Annotated in this window: 15 protein-coding genes and 1 other RNA gene; 6 read left to right on the top strand and 10 right to left on the bottom strand. The window is 70.6% G+C overall.

Translation table 11 applies throughout. From position 1 onward, the window contains the following. The first annotated feature begins 125 nt into the window (after window positions 1-125). The 3 genes from CHC11_RS33985 to CHC11_RS42235 all read left to right on the top strand — a co-directional run bounded on the left by CHC11_RS33985 (window position 126) and on the right by CHC11_RS42235 (window position 1,149). Complete coding sequence (locus tag CHC11_RS33985; protein WP_143227421.1) at window positions 126-473, top strand: hypothetical protein; 348 nt, start codon at window positions 126-128, stop codon at window positions 471-473. Between the two features lie 3 nt (window positions 474-476). Then, a complete protein-coding gene (locus CHC11_RS33980; protein ID WP_089315965.1) occupies window positions 477-701 on the top strand; it encodes a hypothetical protein in 225 nt (74 codons plus the stop codon). A gap of 142 nt (window positions 702-843) precedes the next feature. Beyond that, a complete protein-coding gene (locus CHC11_RS42235; RefSeq protein ID WP_218826359.1) occupies window positions 844-1,149 on the top strand; it encodes a DUF2637 domain-containing protein in 306 nt (101 codons plus the stop codon). 53 nt (window positions 1,150-1,202) lie between these two features. On the opposite strand, the gene CHC11_RS33970 is transcribed toward CHC11_RS42235, so the two are convergent. From CHC11_RS33970 to ftsE, 7 genes are all read right to left on the bottom strand, one after another. Then, a complete protein-coding gene (locus tag CHC11_RS33970; RefSeq protein WP_089315964.1) occupies window positions 1,203-1,661 on the bottom strand; it encodes a hypothetical protein in 459 nt (152 codons plus the stop codon). A 226-nt stretch (window positions 1,662-1,887) separates the two neighbouring features. Beyond that, window positions 1,888-2,260: a transfer-messenger RNA gene (gene ssrA, locus CHC11_RS33965) on the bottom strand. A gap of 308 nt (window positions 2,261-2,568) precedes the next feature. Then, on the bottom strand, window positions 2,569-4,506 hold the full coding sequence (locus tag CHC11_RS33960; protein WP_245920123.1) for a penicillin-binding transpeptidase domain-containing protein: 1,938 nt from the start codon (window positions 4,504-4,506) through the stop codon (window positions 2,569-2,571). A 9-nt stretch (window positions 4,507-4,515) separates the two neighbouring features. Further along, the gene (gene smpB / locus CHC11_RS33955) at window positions 4,516-5,007 is read right to left on the bottom strand and encodes an SsrA-binding protein SmpB (protein ID WP_089315963.1); all 492 of its coding nucleotides are present in this window, start codon (window positions 5,005-5,007) and stop codon (window positions 4,516-4,518) included. A 30-nt stretch (window positions 5,008-5,037) separates the two neighbouring features. Then, a complete protein-coding gene (locus CHC11_RS33950) occupies window positions 5,038-6,216 on the bottom strand; it encodes a S41 family peptidase (protein ID WP_245920121.1) in 1,179 nt (392 codons plus the stop codon). Window positions 6,217-6,309: 93 nt separating this feature from the next. Next, window positions 6,310-7,215 (bottom strand): permease-like cell division protein FtsX, encoded by a 906-nt coding sequence (gene ftsX / locus CHC11_RS33945; RefSeq protein ID WP_089315962.1) that lies wholly within the window; start codon window positions 7,213-7,215, stop codon window positions 6,310-6,312. A 170-nt stretch (window positions 7,216-7,385) separates the two neighbouring features. Continuing rightward, window positions 7,386-8,075: a cell division ATP-binding protein FtsE gene (ftsE, locus tag CHC11_RS33940; RefSeq protein ID WP_067637726.1), complete on the bottom strand. Its 690-nt coding sequence runs from the start codon at window positions 8,073-8,075 to the stop codon at window positions 7,386-7,388. Window positions 8,076-8,484: 409 nt separating this feature from the next. Between ftsE and CHC11_RS33935 the strand changes: the two genes are divergently transcribed. Beyond that, complete coding sequence (locus CHC11_RS33935) at window positions 8,485-8,670, top strand: hypothetical protein (protein WP_089315961.1); 186 nt, start codon at window positions 8,485-8,487, stop codon at window positions 8,668-8,670. 21 nt (window positions 8,671-8,691) lie between these two features. Here CHC11_RS33935 and CHC11_RS33930 read toward each other — a convergent pair whose 3' ends face one another. Next, window positions 8,692-9,747 (bottom strand): DUF8094 domain-containing protein, encoded by a 1,056-nt coding sequence (locus CHC11_RS33930; RefSeq protein ID WP_143227420.1) that lies wholly within the window; start codon window positions 9,745-9,747, stop codon window positions 8,692-8,694. Between the two features lie 150 nt (window positions 9,748-9,897). Between CHC11_RS33930 and prfB the strand changes: the two genes are divergently transcribed. Together prfB and CHC11_RS33920 are read left to right on the top strand one after the other, a co-directional pair. Next, a complete protein-coding gene (gene prfB, locus CHC11_RS33925; RefSeq protein ID WP_089315959.1) occupies window positions 9,898-11,007 on the top strand; it encodes a peptide chain release factor 2 in 1,110 nt (369 codons plus the stop codon). Between the two features lie 126 nt (window positions 11,008-11,133). After that, window positions 11,134-12,117, top strand: a complete 984-nt coding sequence (locus CHC11_RS33920) for a DUF8094 domain-containing protein (protein ID WP_089315958.1) — start codon at window positions 11,134-11,136, stop codon at window positions 12,115-12,117. Window positions 12,118-12,438: 321 nt separating this feature from the next. Here the strand turns inward: CHC11_RS33920 and CHC11_RS33915 are convergent, their stop codons facing one another. Together CHC11_RS33915 and CHC11_RS33910 are read right to left on the bottom strand one after the other, a co-directional pair. Further along, window positions 12,439-17,271 (bottom strand): NAD-glutamate dehydrogenase, encoded by a 4,833-nt coding sequence (locus CHC11_RS33915; RefSeq protein ID WP_089315957.1) that lies wholly within the window; start codon window positions 17,269-17,271, stop codon window positions 12,439-12,441. Window positions 17,272-17,449: 178 nt separating this feature from the next. Next, window positions 17,450-19,027, bottom strand: coding sequence for a serine/threonine-protein kinase (locus CHC11_RS33910; protein ID WP_089315956.1), 1,578 nt, complete (start codon window positions 19,025-19,027; stop codon window positions 17,450-17,452). Window positions 19,028-19,143 lie beyond the last annotated feature (116 nt).

The raw sequence follows: 19,143 nt of genomic DNA, 5'->3' as shown, positions 1-19,143 counted from the left end.
TTATGACGCGCGAAGCTGTTGGCGTGAACGTGTGCGCTAACGTCTTGACGCGCACGACTGTGCGCGCACAGTATGAATGTGCTCGCGCTTCCTAAGAGCGCGACAGGACGAGAGGGGTGATCCACATGCCGTACGCGGACATGAACCAGCGACCGCGACTCATCGCCGGTCTTCGCGCCCTTGCCGCCTTCCTCGAAGCACATCCCGAGGTGCCGGCGCCCCACAGCACGGAACTCATGGTCTTCGCCCAGGGCAGCGACCAGGCCCAGCGAACCGAGATCCACCGCATCGCGACCCTCGTCGGGGCGGAGGTCTTCACCCCGGACCCGTACAGCCGCCACTACCGCGCCATGCGGGACTTCGGTCCCGTGACCTATAGCGCGATCGCGATCCCGAACGCCGTGCACGCCCGCCACAACGCCCTGATGACCTACGACGGCGCCGTCATCGCGGACGCCCCCGAGGAGATGTGACCGATGACCTCCGCGATCTTCATGCTTCTGCTCGCCGTGTTCCTGACCGGTGGTGCTCTCGGCGTCTTCCTGTTCCTGCTCGTCGGCATCCACACCGAAGAGCGCCACATGAGCCTCACCGGCACGGCCAGCTCCCGGACGACCGCCTCAACGCGCCGGTTCCTCGGCGTCACGGTCCGATGCCAGACCTCCCAGACGACCCGTCAGACCACCGGCCTCAAGATGTGAATGTGCGAACCCCCAACGTCCCAGTTCCTGCCCCTGCGGTGCCCGTACCGAGATCGGCAACCGGCGGTGCCTTAAGTGCCGCTCTCGCTCCCGCTGGCGTCGCCGCAAGTCCCGTCACGACGGAATCTGAAAGGACGGTCCCATGTCCGCGACCGATGCGCACCCGACCCTCGTACCGGAATCCGTCCCCGACGAGGACGGCCCGGTACGGGACTGGTGGGTGATGATCGGTATGACGATCGCGGCCGTCTCGGCTGCGGTCGCCAGCTTCACCGGTCTGTACGGGCTGGCCACAGTCGCCGGCTGGCCCGTACGGCTGGCGTGGCTCTTGCCGATCACCATCGACGCGCACGCCATGACCTCGGCGCGCGTGTGGCTGGCCAGCACGACCCGTTCGGCCGCCGCGCGCCGATTCGCCCGGACAATGCTCTCGGCGCGATCGCGATGAGCATCACCGGAAATGCTGCGTACCACGCGATAGGGGCCGGACTGCTCGACCTCTCATGGCCGATCGTCGTCCTCGTCGGTGCCGTACCGGCTGCCGTCCTCGGACTCACCGCACACCCTCACGCCCTCCGCAGCGGGATCTACGCGTCGATCGCCCTCCCCGCCGGCATGCGGGAGCGCATCACGGAAGCCATGGATCTCGCCGTTGCGTCCGATTCTGAGGTCAACGAGGAGCGGCGCGACGCGATTAAGAAGCAGGTGGCCAAGCTCGATCACCAGGAAGGGCAGTACCTCGACCTGGTGGGCGATCCCGAGTGGCCGAGAGACAAGATCGCTGAGCGTCTCCGCCGTGTGCGGGACGAGCGCGCACGACTGCAACGGCAACTTGAGCAAACCGAGCGGCCAGACCTCGACGCCGGACGAGCCGCTCTCGGCATGGTCTTGGAACTCCTCACGCAGCCGGAAGAGCTGTACCGGCTGGCGAGTGAACGGGCTCGTCGCGTCCTGAATCAAGCTCTGTTCACGCGGCTCTACGTGGACGCAGACGAGGCCGGATCACGGGTCACGGGCGACGAGCCGACCGAACCGTTCGCGCCCGTCATCAACGCGCACAGGGGCACACAGCAGAACGGCGGCGGCCCCGCCCGTTCGGGCAGTGCCGCCGCCGTCTGCGACGAATCTTCGTCCTCGACGTTGCTCGCTACCGCGCTGGCCGGCGGGTGTTCGAGTAACGACGCTTGGGTGGAGGTGGCGGGAATCGAACCCGCGTCCTTCGGTGATGGGTCAGGGCTTCTCCGGGTGCAGCCTGCTTAGCGTTTTCTCAGTCCCGGCGCTCACGCAGGCGTGTCGCCGACGGACTCAGTCGCTGTTGGGTGTCCCTACCGGGCCCGCGACCGGACCGGCAGGTGAAGTCTCCTTACGATGCCAGACCCCGGGACGGAGACGCTCCCGGGCTGACAGAGTTCACTCCTCGCTCAGGCGGCGAGGGCGAACTCGGACTGCTTCTTGTTGGCAGTTATTGGTTTGCTGTCACAGGATTTACGAGGTCACGACAGCAACCCTCGACCCGCTTCCCCTGGCTCTAACGACCGAAGTCGAAGCCGGTCACCCCCATGTTCAGTTGTCAAAGCGTCCGTCCGAGGACGTCCGCACCATGACGCTACAAGGTTAACGCGTGCGAGGGCAACGTGATTCCCCTCCGGACACACGTGAACCCCGGTGGGCGCGAACGGTGTCGCGCCCACCGGGGTCGACCGGCAGGGTCGGGCCGGTCCGGACGGCAGAGCCTCCCCCGAGACGAGGCTCTGGTCTCATCACGGCGACTGAGTCCGCAACCCCCAAGCGGTGGCTCAGTCACCCGTAAAGACGCACGCGGGGGGCGGGTTGGTTGCGCCCCGTCTGTAAAGAGCTGACAAAGGACCTAGCCGCCCAGGAATTTCGCGGCCAGCGCCGGGGTGTTGACGACGCCCTCGACGGCGATGGCGAAGGCGCGGTCGCCGCTGGAACCGACGAACCAGGAGACCGTCCTGGTGCGACCGCCCTCGTTGTAGGTGGTGAGGGCGGCGACGCCGACGACGTCGCCGGAGACGCGGGCGCCGCGGGCGTTGCCGCGGGACGCGGTGCGGCTCAGGACCTTCTTGAGGTTGGAGATGGACTCGGGCGGCAGGCTCTGTGCCTGCGGCGCCTGGGCCGTCGTGGAGGGGTCCTTGAGGACGTAGGGCGGCCGCCAGGTGCCGCTGTACGCGGCGGCGGCCACGAGGGCCATCGCCAGGGGGCTCACCTGGACGGAGCCTTCGCCGACCATGGCCGCGGCCTTCTCGCCGTCGTTCGCGGGGGCCGGGACGGAACCGGTGAAGGCGGGGACGCCGAGGCCCCAGTTCTTGCCCAGGCCGAGCTGGGACGCCACCCGGAGGAGGGTCTGCGCGTCCACCTTGCTGCTGAGCTGCGCGAGGGTCGTCTTGCAGGACGCGGCGAAGTGGTTGGCGAAGCTGCTGTCGGGACGGGCCTTGTTGGCGAACGCCTTGCCGCCGACGGTGACGGTGCCGGGGCAGGTGGTGTCGGTGGACTGCTTCATGCCGCCCTGGGAGAACAGCGCCTCCGCGGACACGATCCCGAACGTCAGGCCGGGCGGGTAGCGGCCCTCGAACGCGAAGTTCTGGCCGCCCGTGCCGTGGTTGGCCACGGCGAGCACCTCGCCGGTGCTCGGCCGGACGGCGACCATGGACGCCGGGACCTGCAGGCCGGCCAGCGCGTCGTCGGCGTGGCGCTGGTAGCCGGGGTCGAGGGTCGTCTGGACCTGCTGCGGCTCCTGGCCGGGCCAGGAGCGCAGCTGCTCGGTGCTCTTGCCGGTCTCGTCCTGCGCGACGACGCTGACGGTGGGCGTCCCGGCGAGGCGGCGCTGCTGGAGCAGCTGGATGCCGCTGACGCCGATCGTGTCGCCCGGCTGGTAGGGGGCGCCGACCTGCTGGAGCCGGTCGGCGGTGGCGGGGCCGAGGTTGCCGATCAGCTCGGGCGCGTAGGCGGGCGCGATCGGCGCGCGGACGCCCTGGAACCGCAGCCCCGGGATGTGGGTGAGCCGCTGGATCAGCGCGTTGTGCGTGGGGACCTGCAGGGTGAGCAGCGGCAGGTACGTCTGCGGCGGGGCGGACCGCACGCGGCCGAGGAGGCGCTCGGAGTCCAGCCGCCGGCCACCGTCGATCTTGGTCTGCTTGGCGAGCTGGTCGATGGTCTTGCGCGGGTCGGCGAGCTGCCCGGGGAACACGCCGACCTGGTAGGCGCCGATCTCGCGCAGCGCGGAGCGGCCCTGGGTGTCGGTGATCGGGGAGCGCTTGGGCACCTGCGTCACCACGGCGAGGCGCTGCCCCGGCTTCAGCTTGGTGTTGATGATGGACGGGTCCCAGACGACCTTCCACGTGCCGCCGACGCGGCGCAGGTGCATCAGGCCGGGGTACTCCCACGGCTGCCCGTTCTCACCCAGGTCGATCTTCACGGTGAAGCGGGCGTCGGCCTCGTCGCCCTTCTTGACGATCTGGTCGACGCCGGAGCCCTCGACCTCGGTGCCGAGCGACAGCCGCAGGGACGCCGCGTCGAGCTGCTGCCGGACGCGGCCGAGCGCGTCCTCGACCTGCCTGCGGTCGGCGCCGACGGTCCGCCCGGCCGCGGCCTCGTAGTTGCCGACCTGCCAGGCGATGAGGAAGTCGCGGACGGCGGGCATCGCCGACGGCTCGGCCCAGCACCCGGTCGTCATCGTCCCGACCAGGGCACCGCAGGCCGCCAGCGCGACCGCCCGGCGCCGCGCGGGCGAAAGCAGCGAAGTCCGGGCCCCGGCACGGGCCCGCCTCCGGCCTCGGTTCGTCATCGACACCCTTCACCGTCTCCTGAACCGGGCCGCCGCAGCCTTCTGCATCTCCCGCTCGGCTTCCCGCTTGGCGATGGCCTGGCGCTTGTCGTAGGACTTCTTACCACGGGCCAGGCCGATCTCGACCTTGGCCTTCCCGTCCTTGAAGTACAGCGAGAGCGGGATCAGCGTCCACCCCGGCTCCTCCGACTTCGCGATGATCTTCTGGATCTCACGGCGGTGCAGCAGCAGCTTGCGGCGCCTGCGGGGCGCGTGGTTGGTCCAGGTGCCCTGCGTGTACTCGGGGATGTGGACGTGCTCCAGCCACACCTCGCCGTCGCGCACGTGCGCGAAGCCGTCGGCCAGCGAGGCCCGGCCGGCCCGCAGGGCCTTGACCTCGGTGCCCATGAGCACCATGCCCGCTTCCCACGTGTCGTCGATGTGGTAGTCGTAGCGGGCCCGCTTGTTCTGGGCGATGATCTTGCGCCCGGTGTCGTTCTTGCGCCCGGTGTCCCGTGCCACGTCCTCAGTCCTCGTCCCGCGTCGTCGTCTTCAGCCCGGCATCGTCGCGTGGAGGCCGCGCAGCACCGTCCGGGCGCGCCGCTCGGCCGCCTTGGCGGGGCGGTCGGCGGAGACCTCCACGTCGGGTTCGATGCCGACCCCGTCGAGGTTACGGCCGCTCGGGGTGCGGTAGCGACCGACGGTCAGCTCGATGACGGACCCGTCGGCGAGCCGGAGGGGTTCCTGCACCGAGCCCTTCCCGTACGTACGCGATCCTACGATCACCGCGCGGTCGCGGTCGCGCAGGGAGCCCGCGACGATCTCCGCGGCGCTCGCGGTGCCCGCGTCGACGAGCACGACGAGCGGGGTCCGGGCGTCCCCGGGGGCGGTGACGGTGCGCCGCTGGACGGGCCTGCCGCGCGGCTCGTAGGTCACGACCGGGCCGCCGGCCAGGAACGCCGACGCCGTCTCGACCGCCTCGTCCACCAGCCCGCCGGGATCGCCGCGCAGGTCGAGCAGGACGCCGCCCTCGGGACGGCCCGCGGGCGAGCGCCCGGTCACGGCCGCGCGGACCTGGCGGCCCGTTCCGCGGGTGAAGGCGCCGACCCGGATCATCCGCGCGCGCTCGGGGAGCTCGGTCACGGTGACGTCCCCTCCAGAGACCTTCGTGCGGACGAGGTGGAACCTCCTGGTTCGACGCTCGCGCTCCACGGTGAGTTCGACCGTCTCGTCCGGGCGCCCGCGCAGCGCCTCGGCGACGCGCGCGATGTCCCAGCCGGTCACGGCGGCGTCACCGACGCGGGTGACGACGTCGCCGGCCTGGACGCCGGCGCGGGCGGCGGGGGTGCCGGGCTGGACGCTCGCCACCAGCACGCGGGAGTCGCCGTCCTCGCGGCCGAGCCACAAACCCACGCCGCTGTAGCGGCCGGTGAGGCGGCCCTCGACGTCGTCGTACTCGCGGGCCGAGTAGTAGTGCGCCCACCGGTCGCCGAGCCCGCGCAGCATGCCCTCGATGGCGGCGCGGTCGAGCGCGCCGCGGTCGACGGGCCGCGCGGACCGGACGCCGATCTTCGCGGCGGCCTCGTCCAGGACGGAGCCGCCCCCGGCGACGGCCGCGCGCCGCCCGGAGCCCGAGCCGCTCACGACCCCCGCGCCGTAGGCGCAGGCGATCGCCGCCGCGATGGCGGCACCGCGCAGCACGCCGCCCGGTCGCCTGCTCAGCGGGGACACGGGCGCGACGGGGGCGCGGAGGGGAACATGCGGCCAAGTGTAGGGCGGCGGCGCGGCCCGGATCCGGCGGTTGGGCCGGATCCGGCCGTCGCGTCAGATCCGCAGATATCTGCGCAGGGTCAGGAACGAGGAGACGGCGCACAGCAGGACGCCGAAGCAGATCGACACGATGATGACGAGGATCACCACGCTCCAGCCGAGCTGGCTGACGAGCTGGACGTCCCCCGCGAGTCTGTCGACCAGGAGTTTCTTACTGAAGATCAGCAACACCGACGCGAACAACCCGCCGATCAGCCCGGCGATCGCGCCCTCCAGGATGAACGGCATCTGGATATAGGTGTTGGACGCCCCGACCAACCGCATGATCCCGGTCTCCCGGCGCCGGTTGAACGCCGACAGCCGGACGGTGTTGCCGACCAGCATCACCGCGGCGATCACCTGGATCAAGGCGATCGTCAACGCGGCGACCTGCAGGCCGTTCAGGATCCGGAAGAACCGCTTCAGGATCTCCTGCTCGTTGATGACCGAGTCGACGCCGGGCTGGTTGAGCATCGCCTGCGCGACCGCCTTGTACTCCTCCGGGTTCTTCAGCTTCACCCGGAAGGAGTCGGGGATGTCGCCCTCGCGGGTGCTCTCCACGAACCCGGGCGAGCCGGCGAAGCGGTCCTTGAAGCGGGTGTAGGCCTGCTGCTTGTTCTCGTACTGGACCTGCGAGACCTGCGGCATCTTCTCCAGCTGCGACTTGAGCGTCTGCCGCTGCTGGTCGGAGACGTCCTGCTTCTGGCAGACGGGGTTGGAGCTCGTCTTCGCGCACAGGAAGATCGAGACCTCGATCTTGTCGTACCAGTAGCTCTTGGACGCGGAGACCTGCTGCCGCAGGAGCAGCCCGGTGCCGAAGAGCGCCATGGCGATGGCGACGGTGATGACGAGGGAGATCGTCATCGTCATGTTCCTGCGGAGACCGATCCAGATCTCCTGGAGAACGAACTGTACGCGCATGCCTCGCTGTCCTTGATCGCCGTTGCTGGGCCGGGAGCCGGAGCGGCCGCGGGATGCGGCGCGGGCGGCTTCCTTTCGGGCACCCCTCTGGGTTTCCTACGACCCGGCGGGAATCGATGGTTCAGATGTCAGTGCGCCCGTGTCGGCACGCCTGTGTCAGTACGCCCGTGTCAGTACGCCTGGCCGTACACGCCGCGCGACTGGTCGCGGACGACGCGGCCGTCCTCCAGCTCGACGACGCGCTTGCGGAAGGCGTCGACGATGGCGGCGTCGTGGGTGGCCATGACGACGGTCGTACCGGTCCGGTTGATGCGGTCCAGCACCTTCATGATGCCGATCGAGGTCGCGGGGTCGATGTTCCCCGTCGGCTCGTCGGCGAGCAGGATCATCGGGCGGTTGACGAACGCCCGCGCGATGGCGACGCGCTGCTGCTCGCCGCCGGACAGCTCGTCCGGCATCCGGTGGGCCTTGCCCTCCAGGCCGACCAGGTCGATGACCTCGGGGACGACCTTGCCGATGAAGCGCCGCGGCTTGCCGATCACCTCTAGGGCGAACGCGACGTTCTCGAAGACGTTCTTGTTGGGCAGGAGCCGGAAGTCCTGGAAGACGCAGCCGATCCTGCGGCGCAGGTGCGGCACCTTCCAGTTGGTCAGCCTGCTCAGGTCCTTGCCCGCCACGTGCACGTGACCCTGGGAAGGACGCTCCTCCTTCAGGACGAGGCGCAGGAAGGTCGACTTACCGGAGCCGGACGGGCCGACCAGGAACAGGAACTCGCCCTTCTCGATGGCGACGTTCACATGCTGCAGGGCGGGCCGGTTCTGGCTCGGGTAGACCTTGGTGACGTTGTCGAAATGGATCACGGCTGCATCACGGCGGTTCGCTGTAGGGGTTGGGGAGCGGGCCGGCCCGCGGCCACGGAAGCCTCCGTGACCCCTTGCCTGCGCCGCCCGGCTTCACGGCCAGGTGGGACGCGGAGCCTTCGAGCAGTGTAGAGGGGAGAGGCGACCACCTCGTCCCACTCGCAGTGGTACGGGCGCCCGGGGCCGGCACCACGTCCGATCAGTGCGCGACGTCCGATCAGTGCCATGTGAACCGTCTCCCGACGTCCAGCCGTTTTATACCGTCTAGCCCCCGGACTTGCCGGAACGACCATACAGTCCGGCTACGCTGGATGATGGCGAAAGATACCTAATAGGTGGACGAACGACCGGACAGGCCGACGCTTCCCGTACGGACCACATGCCGTTGCCGAAGATTGGGGCCCACGACGTGAGCTGCGAACATCTCATCTGCGCCCGGTGCTCGAACCCGGTGGTGGAGGGACGCTGCCCCACCTGCCGGGAGGCCCGCTCGGAGCTGCACGACCACGGCCCGTCCGTGCCGCCGGCCGTCGTCCTGGCCGTCCTCGTCGCGCTGCTGTTCGCGGCGCTCGTCCTGCAGCGCGTCTACGGCTGACGGGCCCGCGCCTGACGGGCGTCACGGTTTTTTGATCGGCGGCGTGCCCGCCTTGGTCACGGCGCCGTCGTCGGCGACCATGTGCGCCTTCGGCTGCGCGGCGTCCTTCTTCGCCTTCGGCGGGTCGAACGCGGCGAAGTGCAGCGTGGCCGTGGTGTCGACCTCGTTGCCCTCGACCGTCCCGTCGAGCAGGTGCTCGGCCTCCTGCGGGATCTCCGGCTTGGGCGTGCCGGGATCCTTGGCGATCAGCGAGGTGTTGCGGAACAGCGAGTAGATCACCAGGCCGCCGCCGTGCTCGGTCCGCAGCCCGAAGTAGGGGAACGGCGTCGCGGTGTAGACGGCCGTGTAGGTGACGTCCTTCTTCTTGGCCTTCTTCTTCGCGCGCTTGGCCTCCTGGTAGAAGCCGGTGGTGACGGGATTGGACCGCATCACCTTCGCGGCGACGCTGCGCGGCCCCTCGGCGGCGATCGTCGCCTGGATCCCGCCGACGTCGCGGGGACGGATCAGCACGGACGGGTCCTCCGCGCTCATGGCCGTCGCATAGCCGGCGGCGTCGACCGCGACCTCCGGCTCCTTCGCCTTCTCCTGCAGGAGGGTCGCGAGCGTGAGCTTCCAGTGGTCGGACGGCCCGCGCAGGATGAAGCCCATCAGCGCCCTGCGCTTGCTCTTGGGCCGGTCCACGACCGAGCGGTCGACCGACACCACGAACCACTGCGGGTAGGCGGCGTCCCTCAGCTTCGGCACGTACAGCTTCGGCCTGCCGTAGACGAAACGCCGCACCGGGTCGCCGTCGTAGGCGGCCCTGCGGAACTCCGCCGCGGTCAGCTGGGACTGGCCGTCGGACGTCCACGTCAGCGCGAGGCGTTCGTCGCCGGCGGCCCTGGCCACGTCCTCGTCGGTGACGTAGGAGCGGAACGCCTGGCCGGCGACCGGCGGGGTGAGCGGCACCGGCACGGGCGGGGACGTCTCGGGCATGGTGACGGTCGGCCGCGCCTCGGTCTTGCCCTCGGCGCAGCCCGCGGCGGCGAGCAGGGTGAGCAGCGCCCCGGCCGCGACCACCCGCTGGAAGCTGTGCAAAGACCCGTCCCCCGGACCGAGAATCCATGGCCGGCCGTCCTCGGCCGACCTCCTCGGCCCGTGATTCTGCCACTCGCATGGTATTGGCCGGACCTCCGGTCGCCCGCCGCGAGGCGATAAGCAGTGCCGGGACGGCGATAGGCTCGGACCGTGGCAGGCATCGAACCCGAAGAACAGCTCAAGGAGCTCGGCTCGACCCTGTCCAGCATCGAGCAGGTGCTGGACCTCGACACCATGCGCCGCGACATCGCCGAACTGCGCGAGCAGTCGGCCGACCCCGACCTGTGGAGCGACCAGGAGCGCGCCCAGGCGGTGACGCGCCGCCTGTCGTACCTGGAGAGCGAGCTGAACCGGGTCGAGGGCCTGCGGCAGCGGCTGGACGACGCCGCCACGCTGTACGAGATGGCCCGGGAGATGGACGACGCCGACACGCGCACGGAGGCCGACGAGGAGCTGGCGGCGCTGCACAAGGCCGTCCAGCAGCTCGAGGTGCGCACGCTCATGTCGGGCGAGTACGACGCCCGCGAGGCGCTGGTCACCATCAACGCGCAGGCCGGCGGGGTGGACGCGGCCGACTGGGCCGAGCAGCTCCGGCGGATGTACCTGCGCTGGGCCGAGCGGCACGGCTACCCGACGGAGATCTACGACACGTCCTACGCCGAAGAGGCCGGCATCAAGTCGACCACGTTCGCCGTGAAGGCCCCCTACGCCTACGGGACGCTGCGCGGCGAGCACGGCACCCACCGGCTCATCCGAATCTCCCCGTTCGACAACCAGGGCCGGCGGCAGACGTCGTTCGCGGGCCTGGACGTCGTGCCGGTGGTGGAGCAGAGCGACCACGTCGACATCGACGAGACCGAGCTGCGGATCGACGTGTACCGGTCGTCGGGTCCCGGCGGCCAGGGCGTCAACACGACCGACTCGGCCGTACGGATCACCCACATCCCGAGCGGCATCGTCGTCTCCTGCCAGAACGAGCGCAGCCAGCTGCAGAACAAGGCCACGGCCATGAACGTGCTGCAGGCCAAGCTGCTGGAGCGCAAGCGCAAGGAGGAGGCGGAGACGCTCTCCGAGCTGCGCGGCGAGGGCACCACGAGCTGGGGCACGCAGATCCGCAACTACGTGCTGCACCCGTTCAAGATCGTCAAGGACCTGCGCACCGGAGTCGAGGTCGGCAACACCTCGGCGGTCCTGGACGGCGACATCGACGAGTTCATCGAGGCCGAGATCCGCTGGCTGCGCCAGCAGGAGAGCGCCTGACCCGAGATCGTCCCCCGAGCGGTCCCCCACCTTTTCCCGCCGACTTTCGTGTTCACAGAGTGACTGCGCGGTCACTCTGCGAGGATTCCCCGTGGTCCGGACCAACGTCGCCATTCGGGGGGCCTCATGGCCGCACGCACTCTCGTTCCGCTACTCCTACCCGGCCTGCTGGCCGCCGCCGTGAGCACCGGCTGCTCCGACAACACCTCCTCCGCGGCTCCGGGGAAGAAGCCGCAGGGGGCGCCCGCCCTCACCAAGGAGCAGGCACAGCAGGTGCTCGCGTCCTTCGCCACCGGCATGAACCGGGCGGGGCTCAGATTCAGCGGCAGGACGCTGCGCACGGTCGAGACCGACCCGCAGCTCACCATGGACGTCGCGGCGCTCAAGCTCCGCCGCGCCGTCCGGCAGCGCCCGCCCAAGGTGTCCTTCACCCACACGACGTTCTACATCCCGCGCCTGACCGGCTACCCGCACTGGTTCGCGGCCGACGCCGTCAGCGGCAAGGGCAAGCAGGCCCTGCGGCACGCGCTGCTGTTCACGCAGGCCGGTCAGAACGCGCCGTGGCTGCTGGCCTCCGACCCGTACCCGTCAGAACTCGCCCTCGGCCGAGTCGCGCTCGACCCGCAGGGGTACGCCACCCCGGTCGACCCGGGCGTCAAGGACCTCGCGGTCGCCCCCGCGAAGCTCCCCAGGGCCCACGCGGCGCTGCTCACGGACGGGCCCCGCGCCTCCGGAGCGTCCGTCCTGGCGGACGGGGCGAAGACCAGCGAGACCTACAAGGCGCTCAAGGCGGGCGAGAAGACCCTCGCCGAGCGCGGCGTCACGCTCTCGTCCCGCTTCTCCCCCGCCGAGTACAAGGTCTACGGGTTGCGCACCAAGGACCGCGGGGCCGTCGTCTGGTACGTCCTGAAACAGAACGAGGCATACTCGGCGACCCGGCGGGGCAGGCTCGCCGTGAGCGGCGACCTCGTCGGGCTCGCCCCGTCCACCACCGCCCGGACGCGCCTGGACACCACCGTCCTCGTGCAGTACCTGGCCACCGTCCCGCCCAAGGGCCGCGCCACCATCAGCGGCATGTACCGCAAGGCCGTCACCGCCCAGGGCTCCTGAACCCCGTCGGGTGCCGGCCGGCCCGCTCCTCCTGACCGCTGCAGCGGAACCGGCCGGCACTCGATGGTTCTAGCTTTTTCTCCTCCTTCGGGCGCTGAGCGCCCTCCATCGTCGAAAAAGCGGGCGATCGCTGGCATCGCTCCGGCTCGCCTTGCGGCTCGCTGCGCGATCAGATTCTTGCTTCGCTCGAATCTGCCTTCGGACGCGATCGCAACCATTGAGGTTGTTGCGTGGTTGCGGTGGTGGCTGGGGTTTGTGCAGCGTCTTCAATGCTTCTTCCTCCTCCTTCGGGCCTTGACGGCCCGAAGGAGGAGAAAAAGCTCATTCAGCAGGGAGGGAGCTGGAGGTGACGAGGGTGCGGATGGCGCCCAGGGCCACTGACAGCGTTGCCAGGTCGAAGCTGTCGCTTTCCCAGATCTCGCTCAGCGTCTGCTGGGCGCGCTGGACGGCCGGCTTGTTCTTGTCCGCCCAGTAGACCATCCGCTCCTCGGGGTTGCCGCCCTGCTCGCTGGTGACCAGGACGTCGCGGGTGAGGGCGGAGTGCGCGGCGTACAGGTCGTCGCGCAGGGCGGAGCGGGCCATCGAGCGCCACTTGTCGTCGCGCGGGAGCGCGATGATGCGCTCGCGCAGGCGGGACAGCTGGAGCCGGTCCGCCAGGTCGAAGTAGATCTCGGCGACCTCCTCCACCGGACGCTCCGTGGCGTGGGCGATGCCGACCACGTCGAAGGTGGAGTAGGCGGGGACGAACGTGGCGCACTGCTCGGCCAGCTCTTCCGGGACGCCCAGTTCGGCGAAGCCGTCGCGGCGCTGCTCGAAGGCGGACAGGTCCAGCCCGACCAGCAGCTTGGACAGGTGCGAGCTCAGGGTGGCCGCGCCGCCGCAGAAGAAGTCGATCGTCTCCTGGATGTCGAACGGGGGCCGCCGGTTGTGCAGCAGCCAGCGGGCGCCGCGCTCGGTGAGCTTGCGGGCCTCCAGCCGCATCGCGACCTGCGTCGACTCCTCGACATGGTGCGACAGGCTCTCCACCGACCGCCAGAACCGCGGCATCTGGAACACGTCGCGGGCGACGAGGTAGGCGCGGGCGATGTCGGAGGAGGAGGCGCCCGTCTCCTCGTTCATCCGGAACACGAACGTGGAGCCGCTCGCGTTGACCACGTCGTTCACCACGGCGGTCGTGATGATCTCGCGGCGCAGCGGGTGCCGGTCCATGTAGGGGCGGAACCGCTCGCGCAGCGGCGTCGGGAAGTAGTCGACCAGCCACGACTCCAGGTAGGGGTCGTCGGCGAGGTCGGAGGCGACGAGGTCGGCGTCCAGGGCGAGCTTGGCGTAGGCGAGCAGCACCGAGAACTCGGGGCTGGCCAGGCCGTGCCCGGACTGGCGCCGCTCGGCGAGGGCCTTGTCGTCCGGCAGCGCCTCCAGGCGCCGTTTCAGGCGGCCGTCGCGCTCCAGCTTGCGCATGTACCGGGCGTGGACGTGCAGCATCGCGGGCGCCTGCGCGCGGGCCGCGGCGAGCACCACGTTCTGCGCGTAGTTGTCGCGCAGGACGAGCCGTCCCACCTCGTCGGTCATCTCGTAGAGCAGGCCGTCGCGCTGCTTGCCGGCCAGTTCGCCGTCCCGCACCGCCTGGTCGAGCAGGATCTTGATGTTCACCTCGTGGTCGGAGGTGTCGACGCCCGCGGAGTTGTCGATGAAGTCGGTGTTGATCAGGCCGCCGTTGCGCGCGAACTCGATGCGGCCGAGCTGGGTCACGCCGAGGTTGCCGCCCTCGCCGACGACCTTGCAGTGCAGCTCGGCGCCGTCCACGCGGACGGGGTCGTTGGCCTTGTCGCCGACGTCGGCGTTGTTCTCGGCGGACGACTTGACGTAGGTGCCGATGCCGCCGTTCCACAGGAGGTCGACCGGCGCCCGCAGGATGGCGCGGATCAGCTCGAAGGGGGGAAGGTTCTTCACGCCGTCGCCGAGCCCGAGCACCGCCCGCATCTGCGGGGTGATCTGGATCGACTTGACGGTGCGGGGGAACACGCCGCCGCCCTTGGAGACCAGCGAGGTGTCGTAGTCGGCCCAGCTGCTGCGCGGCAGCTCGAACAGGCGGCGGCGCTCGGCGAACGAGGCGGCGGCGTCCGGGTCGGGGTCGAGGAAGATGTGCCGGTGGTCGAACGCGGCGACCAGGCGGATGTGCTCCGACAGCAGCATCCCGTTGCCGAACACGTCCCCGGACATGTCGCCGATGCCGACGACGGTGAAGTCCTCGTTCTGGACGTCCTTGCCGAGGGCCCGGAAGTGGTACTTCACCGACTCCCAGGCGCCGCGCGCGGTGATGCCCATCCCCTTGTGGTCGTAGCCGACCGAGCCGCCCGAGGCGAACGCGTCGCCGAGCCAGTACCCGTAGTCGGCGGCGACGCCGTTGGCGATGTCGGAGAACGTCGCGGTGCCCTTGTCGGCGGCGACGACCATGTAGGTGTCGTCGCCGTCGTGGCGGACGACGTTCGGCGGCGGGACGACCTTGCCGTCCACGAGGTTGTCGGTGAGGTCGAGCAGGCCGGAGATGAAGTCCTTGTAGCAGTCGATGCCGGCCTTCTGCCACGCCTCCCGGTCCACCGACGGGTCGGGCAGCTGCTTGCCGACGAAGCCGCCCTTGGCACCCGCCGGGACGATCACGGTGTTCTTCACCGCCTGCGCCTTGGCCAGGCCGAGGATCTCGGTGCGGAAGTCCTCGCGCCGGTCCGACCAGCGCAGCCCGCCGCGCGCGACCGACCCGAACCGCAGGTGCACGCCCTCGACCTTCGGCGAGTACACGAAGATCTCGTACATGGGGCGGGGCTGGGGCAGGTCCGGAATGCCCGCGGGGTCGAACTTCATCGCCAGGTACGGCTTGTTCTGGTAGTGGTTCGTGCGCAGGGTCGCCTGCACGAGCGCCAGGTAGGAGCGCAGGATGCGGTCCTCGTCGAGGCTCGCGACGTCGTCCAGCTTGCCGCGGATCTCCTCGGTGATGCCGTCGCTTCGCTCCTCCTCGCCGCCTTGCAGCGTCGGGTCGAGCCTGCTCTCCCAGAGCCGGATGATCAACCGGGTGATGGAGGCGTTGCGCAGCAGCACCTCCTCGAAGTAGCGCTTGGAGAACGCGGCGCCCGCCTGCCGCAGGTACAGGGCGTAGGCCCGCAGGATCATCGCCTGCCACCAGGTCAGGCCGACGTGCAGGACGAGCGCGTTGAAGCCGTCGTTCTCGATGTCGCCGCGCCACAGCACCGTGAACGCGTCCTGGAACAGGTCCTTGACGGCGTCTGCCGGGACGTCGGCGGGCGGCACGTACCGCAGCCCGAGATCGTAGATCCAGAACCGGCGGCCGTCGGAGGGGCTGATCTCGTAAGGCCGCTCGTCGATCACCTCGACGCCCATGTTCTGCAGCAGCGGCAGCACCCGCGACAGCGTGATCGGCTCGCCCAGCCGGTAGATCTTCAACCGCCGCTCGCCGGGCCCGGCGAGCGGCGGCTGATACAGGTCGATCGAGGTGTCGACCGCCTCGTCGAGCGCGTCGAGGCGGCGCAGGTCGGCGACGGCGGTGCGGGCCGGGAAGTCGGCCTTGTAGCCCTCGGGGAACGCCTCGCCGAACATGCGGCCGAGCGTTCCGGAACGCTCCTCCCCGCACTGCTCGACGACCGCGTCGGCGAGGTCGTCCTCCCAGGAGCGGGTGGCGCCGGCGAGGCGTCCCTCCAGCTCCGCGACGTCCACGTCCGGCAGCGGGCGGCCGCGCTCGCCGCGGACCACGACGTGCAGCCGGGCCAGGTTCGACTCGGTCACGTTCGCGCTGTAGTCGACGCTGACGCCCTCGAACGCCTCTCGGAGCAGGTCCTGGATGCGCAGCCGGACCTTGGTGGTGTAGCGGTCGCGCGGCAGGTAGACCATGCAGGACATGAAGCGGCCGTACAGGTCCTTGCGCAGGAACAGCTTCAACTGGCGGCGCTCGCGCAGCCGCAGCACGCCGAGGGAGATCTTCAGCAGGTCGTCCACCGAGATCTGGAACAGCTCGTCGCGGGGGTAGCTCTCCAGGATCTCGATGAGGTCCTGGCCGTCGTAGCTGTCGGGGGTGAAGCCGGCGCGCTCCAGCACCTCGTCGAGCTTGGGCCGCAGGACGGGGACGTGCGCGATCGACTCGCTGTAGGCGACGTGCGTGAACAGGCCGAGGAACCGGCGCTCCCCGATCACCTCGCCGGCCGCGTCGAACTTCTTCACCCCGATGTAGTCCAGGTACAGGGGGCGGTGGACGGTGGAGCGCGAGTTCGCCTTGGTGAGGACGAGCAGGCGCTTCTCCGTGGCCTTCTCGCGGACCTCGGGCGGCAGCGCGGCGAAGCCGGCGGACTCGCGCTTGTCGTTGCGCAGGACGCCGAGGCCCGAGCCGGGCTCGGGCCGCAGCGCCGTGCCGTCGTCGGTGAGCGTGTAGTCGCGGTAGCCGAGGAACGTGAAGTGCCCGTCGGCCAGCCAGTCGAGCAGTTCGACGCCTTCGCCGAGCTCCTTGTCGGACAGCGGCGGCGGGACCTCCTGGATCGCGGTCGCGATCTCGTGGGCGCGGGCCCGCATCTTGGGCTCGTCCTCGACGGCGACCCGCACGTCGTGCAGGACGCGGATCAGGTCCTTCTCCAGCACGTCCAGGAGGGCCTGGTCGGTGGTGCGGTCGACCTCGATGTGCATCCACGACTCGTCGACGTCGGCGTCGCTCTCGTGCTTGCCGCGGAAGGCCCTGAGGTGGCCCGCGACGTCGCGGTCCACGCCCAGCAGCGGGTGGACGATCAACTGGGTCGACAGCTGGTGCCGGCTCAGCTCCATCGTCACCGAGTCGACCAGGAACGGCATGTCGTCCGTGACGACCTGGACGACGGTGCAGCCGGGATTCCAGCCGTCCGCCTCCAGCGTCGGCGTGAAGACGCGCACCTTCGCGCGTCCCTGCGGCCGCTCCCCGCCGAGCGCGCGGTGCGCCATCGCACGCCCGCAGATGTCGGCCGGGTCCCGCTCCAGCAGGTCCTCGCGCGCGACCTGGCGGTAGTAGAGGCGAAGGTAGGCGAGAACCTCCTCCACGTCCCCGTGCGCGTCCGGACGCCGCGCGCACGTCTCGGCGGCCCGCCGGAGCAGGTCGTCCTTCGCTTGATCGAGCATGCCGCTCATCGACTATCTCCCCTTGAGACCCATCGCCACCTCGTTGTGGCGCCGCTCACTGACGAGCGTAACCAGGAATCGCCCCAAAGCCGACCTGGTCCCGTGGATGGCCGGCGTGGCCTACCCCACCCTGCCAGGGCGTCCGGCACGGCTCGGGGTGATCATGAGAATCGGTGCTGCCCGGGTGTCAGCCCGCGGCCTGCCCATCGGTCCCCGTACCGGTGCCGGTGCCGCCGTCCCCGGGGTCGGTCGGCGGGTCGGAGGGCGGGTCGGACGGCGGGTCGCTGGGGCCGGTGGTCGGTTCGCCCGGGCCGGTGGGGGTGTCGCTGGGCGCCGGGCCGGTCGGCGAGTCGGACGGGGTCGGGGACCCGGTCGGCGACGGGCTGCCGGTCGGCGAGGGGCTGCCGGTGGGCTTCGGCTCGTAGGACACCGGCGGCTCCTCCTCCACGGGCCGGCGGCTCGTCGGCGGCGCGGTGGTGGGCACGACGTCGGTCGAGGCGGGCGGCGCGCTCGGGTCGCTGACCTTGCGGCCCGCCTTGCCGCTGTCGCCGGAGCCGAGCAGCAGGACGGAGGAGACCACGATGACCGCGACGACCAGGGCGGCGGCCCCGGCGAGCACGGCGGAGCGCCCCGAACCGGCGAGCGAGCGCCGCAGACCGCCGCCCTTCCCGCCCGCGCCGGGCATGGTCTCGTCGGCGGCCCATCCGGCGGGCGTGCCGGGCGGGCCGGCCTCGTACGCGTCCGGGACGTCCCGGACGTCGGCGGCCTCCGCCGGGGCCGCGAAGGCGGCGTCGTCGAAGATCGGGTCCTCGGCGGGGAGGGAGTCGCCGGCGAACGCGGCGGCGGGCTCGAACGCCTCGTCCTCGTCGCCGCCCTCGGCCGCGAGGACGGACCCGGCGGCCAGCATCGCGGTCTCGTCGGTGTCGTCGGACGGGCGGGCGGCCGGGCGCACCGCGGCCTCCTCGTGCCCGAGCAGCCGCATCAGCACCTGCCGGGCGCCCGGACGGTGGGAGGGGTCCTTCTCCAGGCAGTCGAGCACCAGGTCGCGCAGCGGCCCGTCGAGACCGCCGAGCTCCGGCTCCTCGTGCAGGATCCGGTTGATCACGGCGGGGATGGTGTCCTGCCCGAAGGGGGGCTCGCCGGTCGCGGCGAACGCCAGCGTCGCCGCCCAGCAGAACACGTCCGCGGGCGTCCCGACCTCGTCGCCGCTGATCTGCTCGGGCGCCATGTAGGACGGGGTGCCGATCACCCGGCTGGTCAGGGTGGTGCCGCCGCTGAGCGCGCGGGCGACGCCGAAGTCGATGACGCGCGGGCCGTCGGGGCCGATCAGCACGTTGTGCGGCTTGAAGTCGCGGTGCACGATGTCGGCCTGGTGGATGGCGGCGAGGGCCGTGGCGGTGCCGACGGCGAGCCGGTCGAGCGCGGCGCCGGCGAGCGGGCCGTCCTCCTGCACGTGCTGGTTCAGCGACGGGCCCGGCACGTACTCGCTGACGATGTAGGGGCGGTCACCGGTCGCGTCGGCGTCGATCACCTGCGCCGTGCAGAACGGCGCCACCTGCTTGGCGACCTCCAGCTCGCGCAGGAAGCGGGCGAGCGCCTTGTCGTCGGACGCCAGCTCGGCGTGCAGCAGCTTGATCGCGACCTGCCGGCCGTCCTCGGCGACGCCGAGGAACACCGTGCCCTGGCCGCCCTCGCCCACCCGGCCGATCAGGGCGTAGGTCCCCAGCCGGTCCGGGTCTCCGGAACGCAGCGCCCCAACCTCCATGCGTGGAACCGTCCCTCTCCTTGATCGGCGAATCGAGCGGGCCGGCCCGGATCGCCCTCCGACTGTGTGACGCGCGAGACCGGAGCCAAGTTCACCCGATCCCGCGACCATTCGGA

This window comes from Actinomadura mexicana, assembly GCF_900188105.1.
GTDB classification, from domain to species: Bacteria; Actinomycetota; Actinomycetes; order Streptosporangiales; family Streptosporangiaceae; genus Spirillospora; species Spirillospora mexicana.
The sequence above is the reverse complement of the archived record's forward strand: the minus strand, read 5'-3'. Positions and strand labels throughout refer to the sequence as shown.

Excerpts from the sequence above, each read along its gene's own strand:
- CHC11_RS33910 (WP_089315956.1), bottom strand. The coding sequence starts at position 19,027 with ATGGAGGTTGGGGCGCTGCGTTCCGGAGACCCGGACCGGCTGGGGACC.
- CHC11_RS42235 (WP_218826359.1), top strand. The coding sequence starts at position 844 with ATGTCCGCGACCGATGCGCACCCGACCCTCGTACCGGAATCCGTCCCC.
- CHC11_RS33960 (WP_245920123.1), bottom strand. The coding sequence starts at position 4,506 with ATGACGAACCGAGGCCGGAGGCGGGCCCGTGCCGGGGCCCGGACTTCG.
- CHC11_RS33920 (WP_089315958.1), top strand. The coding sequence starts at position 11,134 with ATGGCCGCACGCACTCTCGTTCCGCTACTCCTACCCGGCCTGCTGGCC.
- ftsX (WP_089315962.1), bottom strand. The coding sequence starts at position 7,215 with ATGCGCGTACAGTTCGTTCTCCAGGAGATCTGGATCGGTCTCCGCAGG.
- CHC11_RS33985 (WP_143227421.1), top strand. The coding sequence starts at position 126 with ATGCCGTACGCGGACATGAACCAGCGACCGCGACTCATCGCCGGTCTT.
- CHC11_RS33980 (WP_089315965.1), top strand. The coding sequence starts at position 477 with ATGACCTCCGCGATCTTCATGCTTCTGCTCGCCGTGTTCCTGACCGGT.
- CHC11_RS33915 (WP_089315957.1), bottom strand. The coding sequence starts at position 17,271 with ATGAGCGGCATGCTCGATCAAGCGAAGGACGACCTGCTCCGGCGGGCC.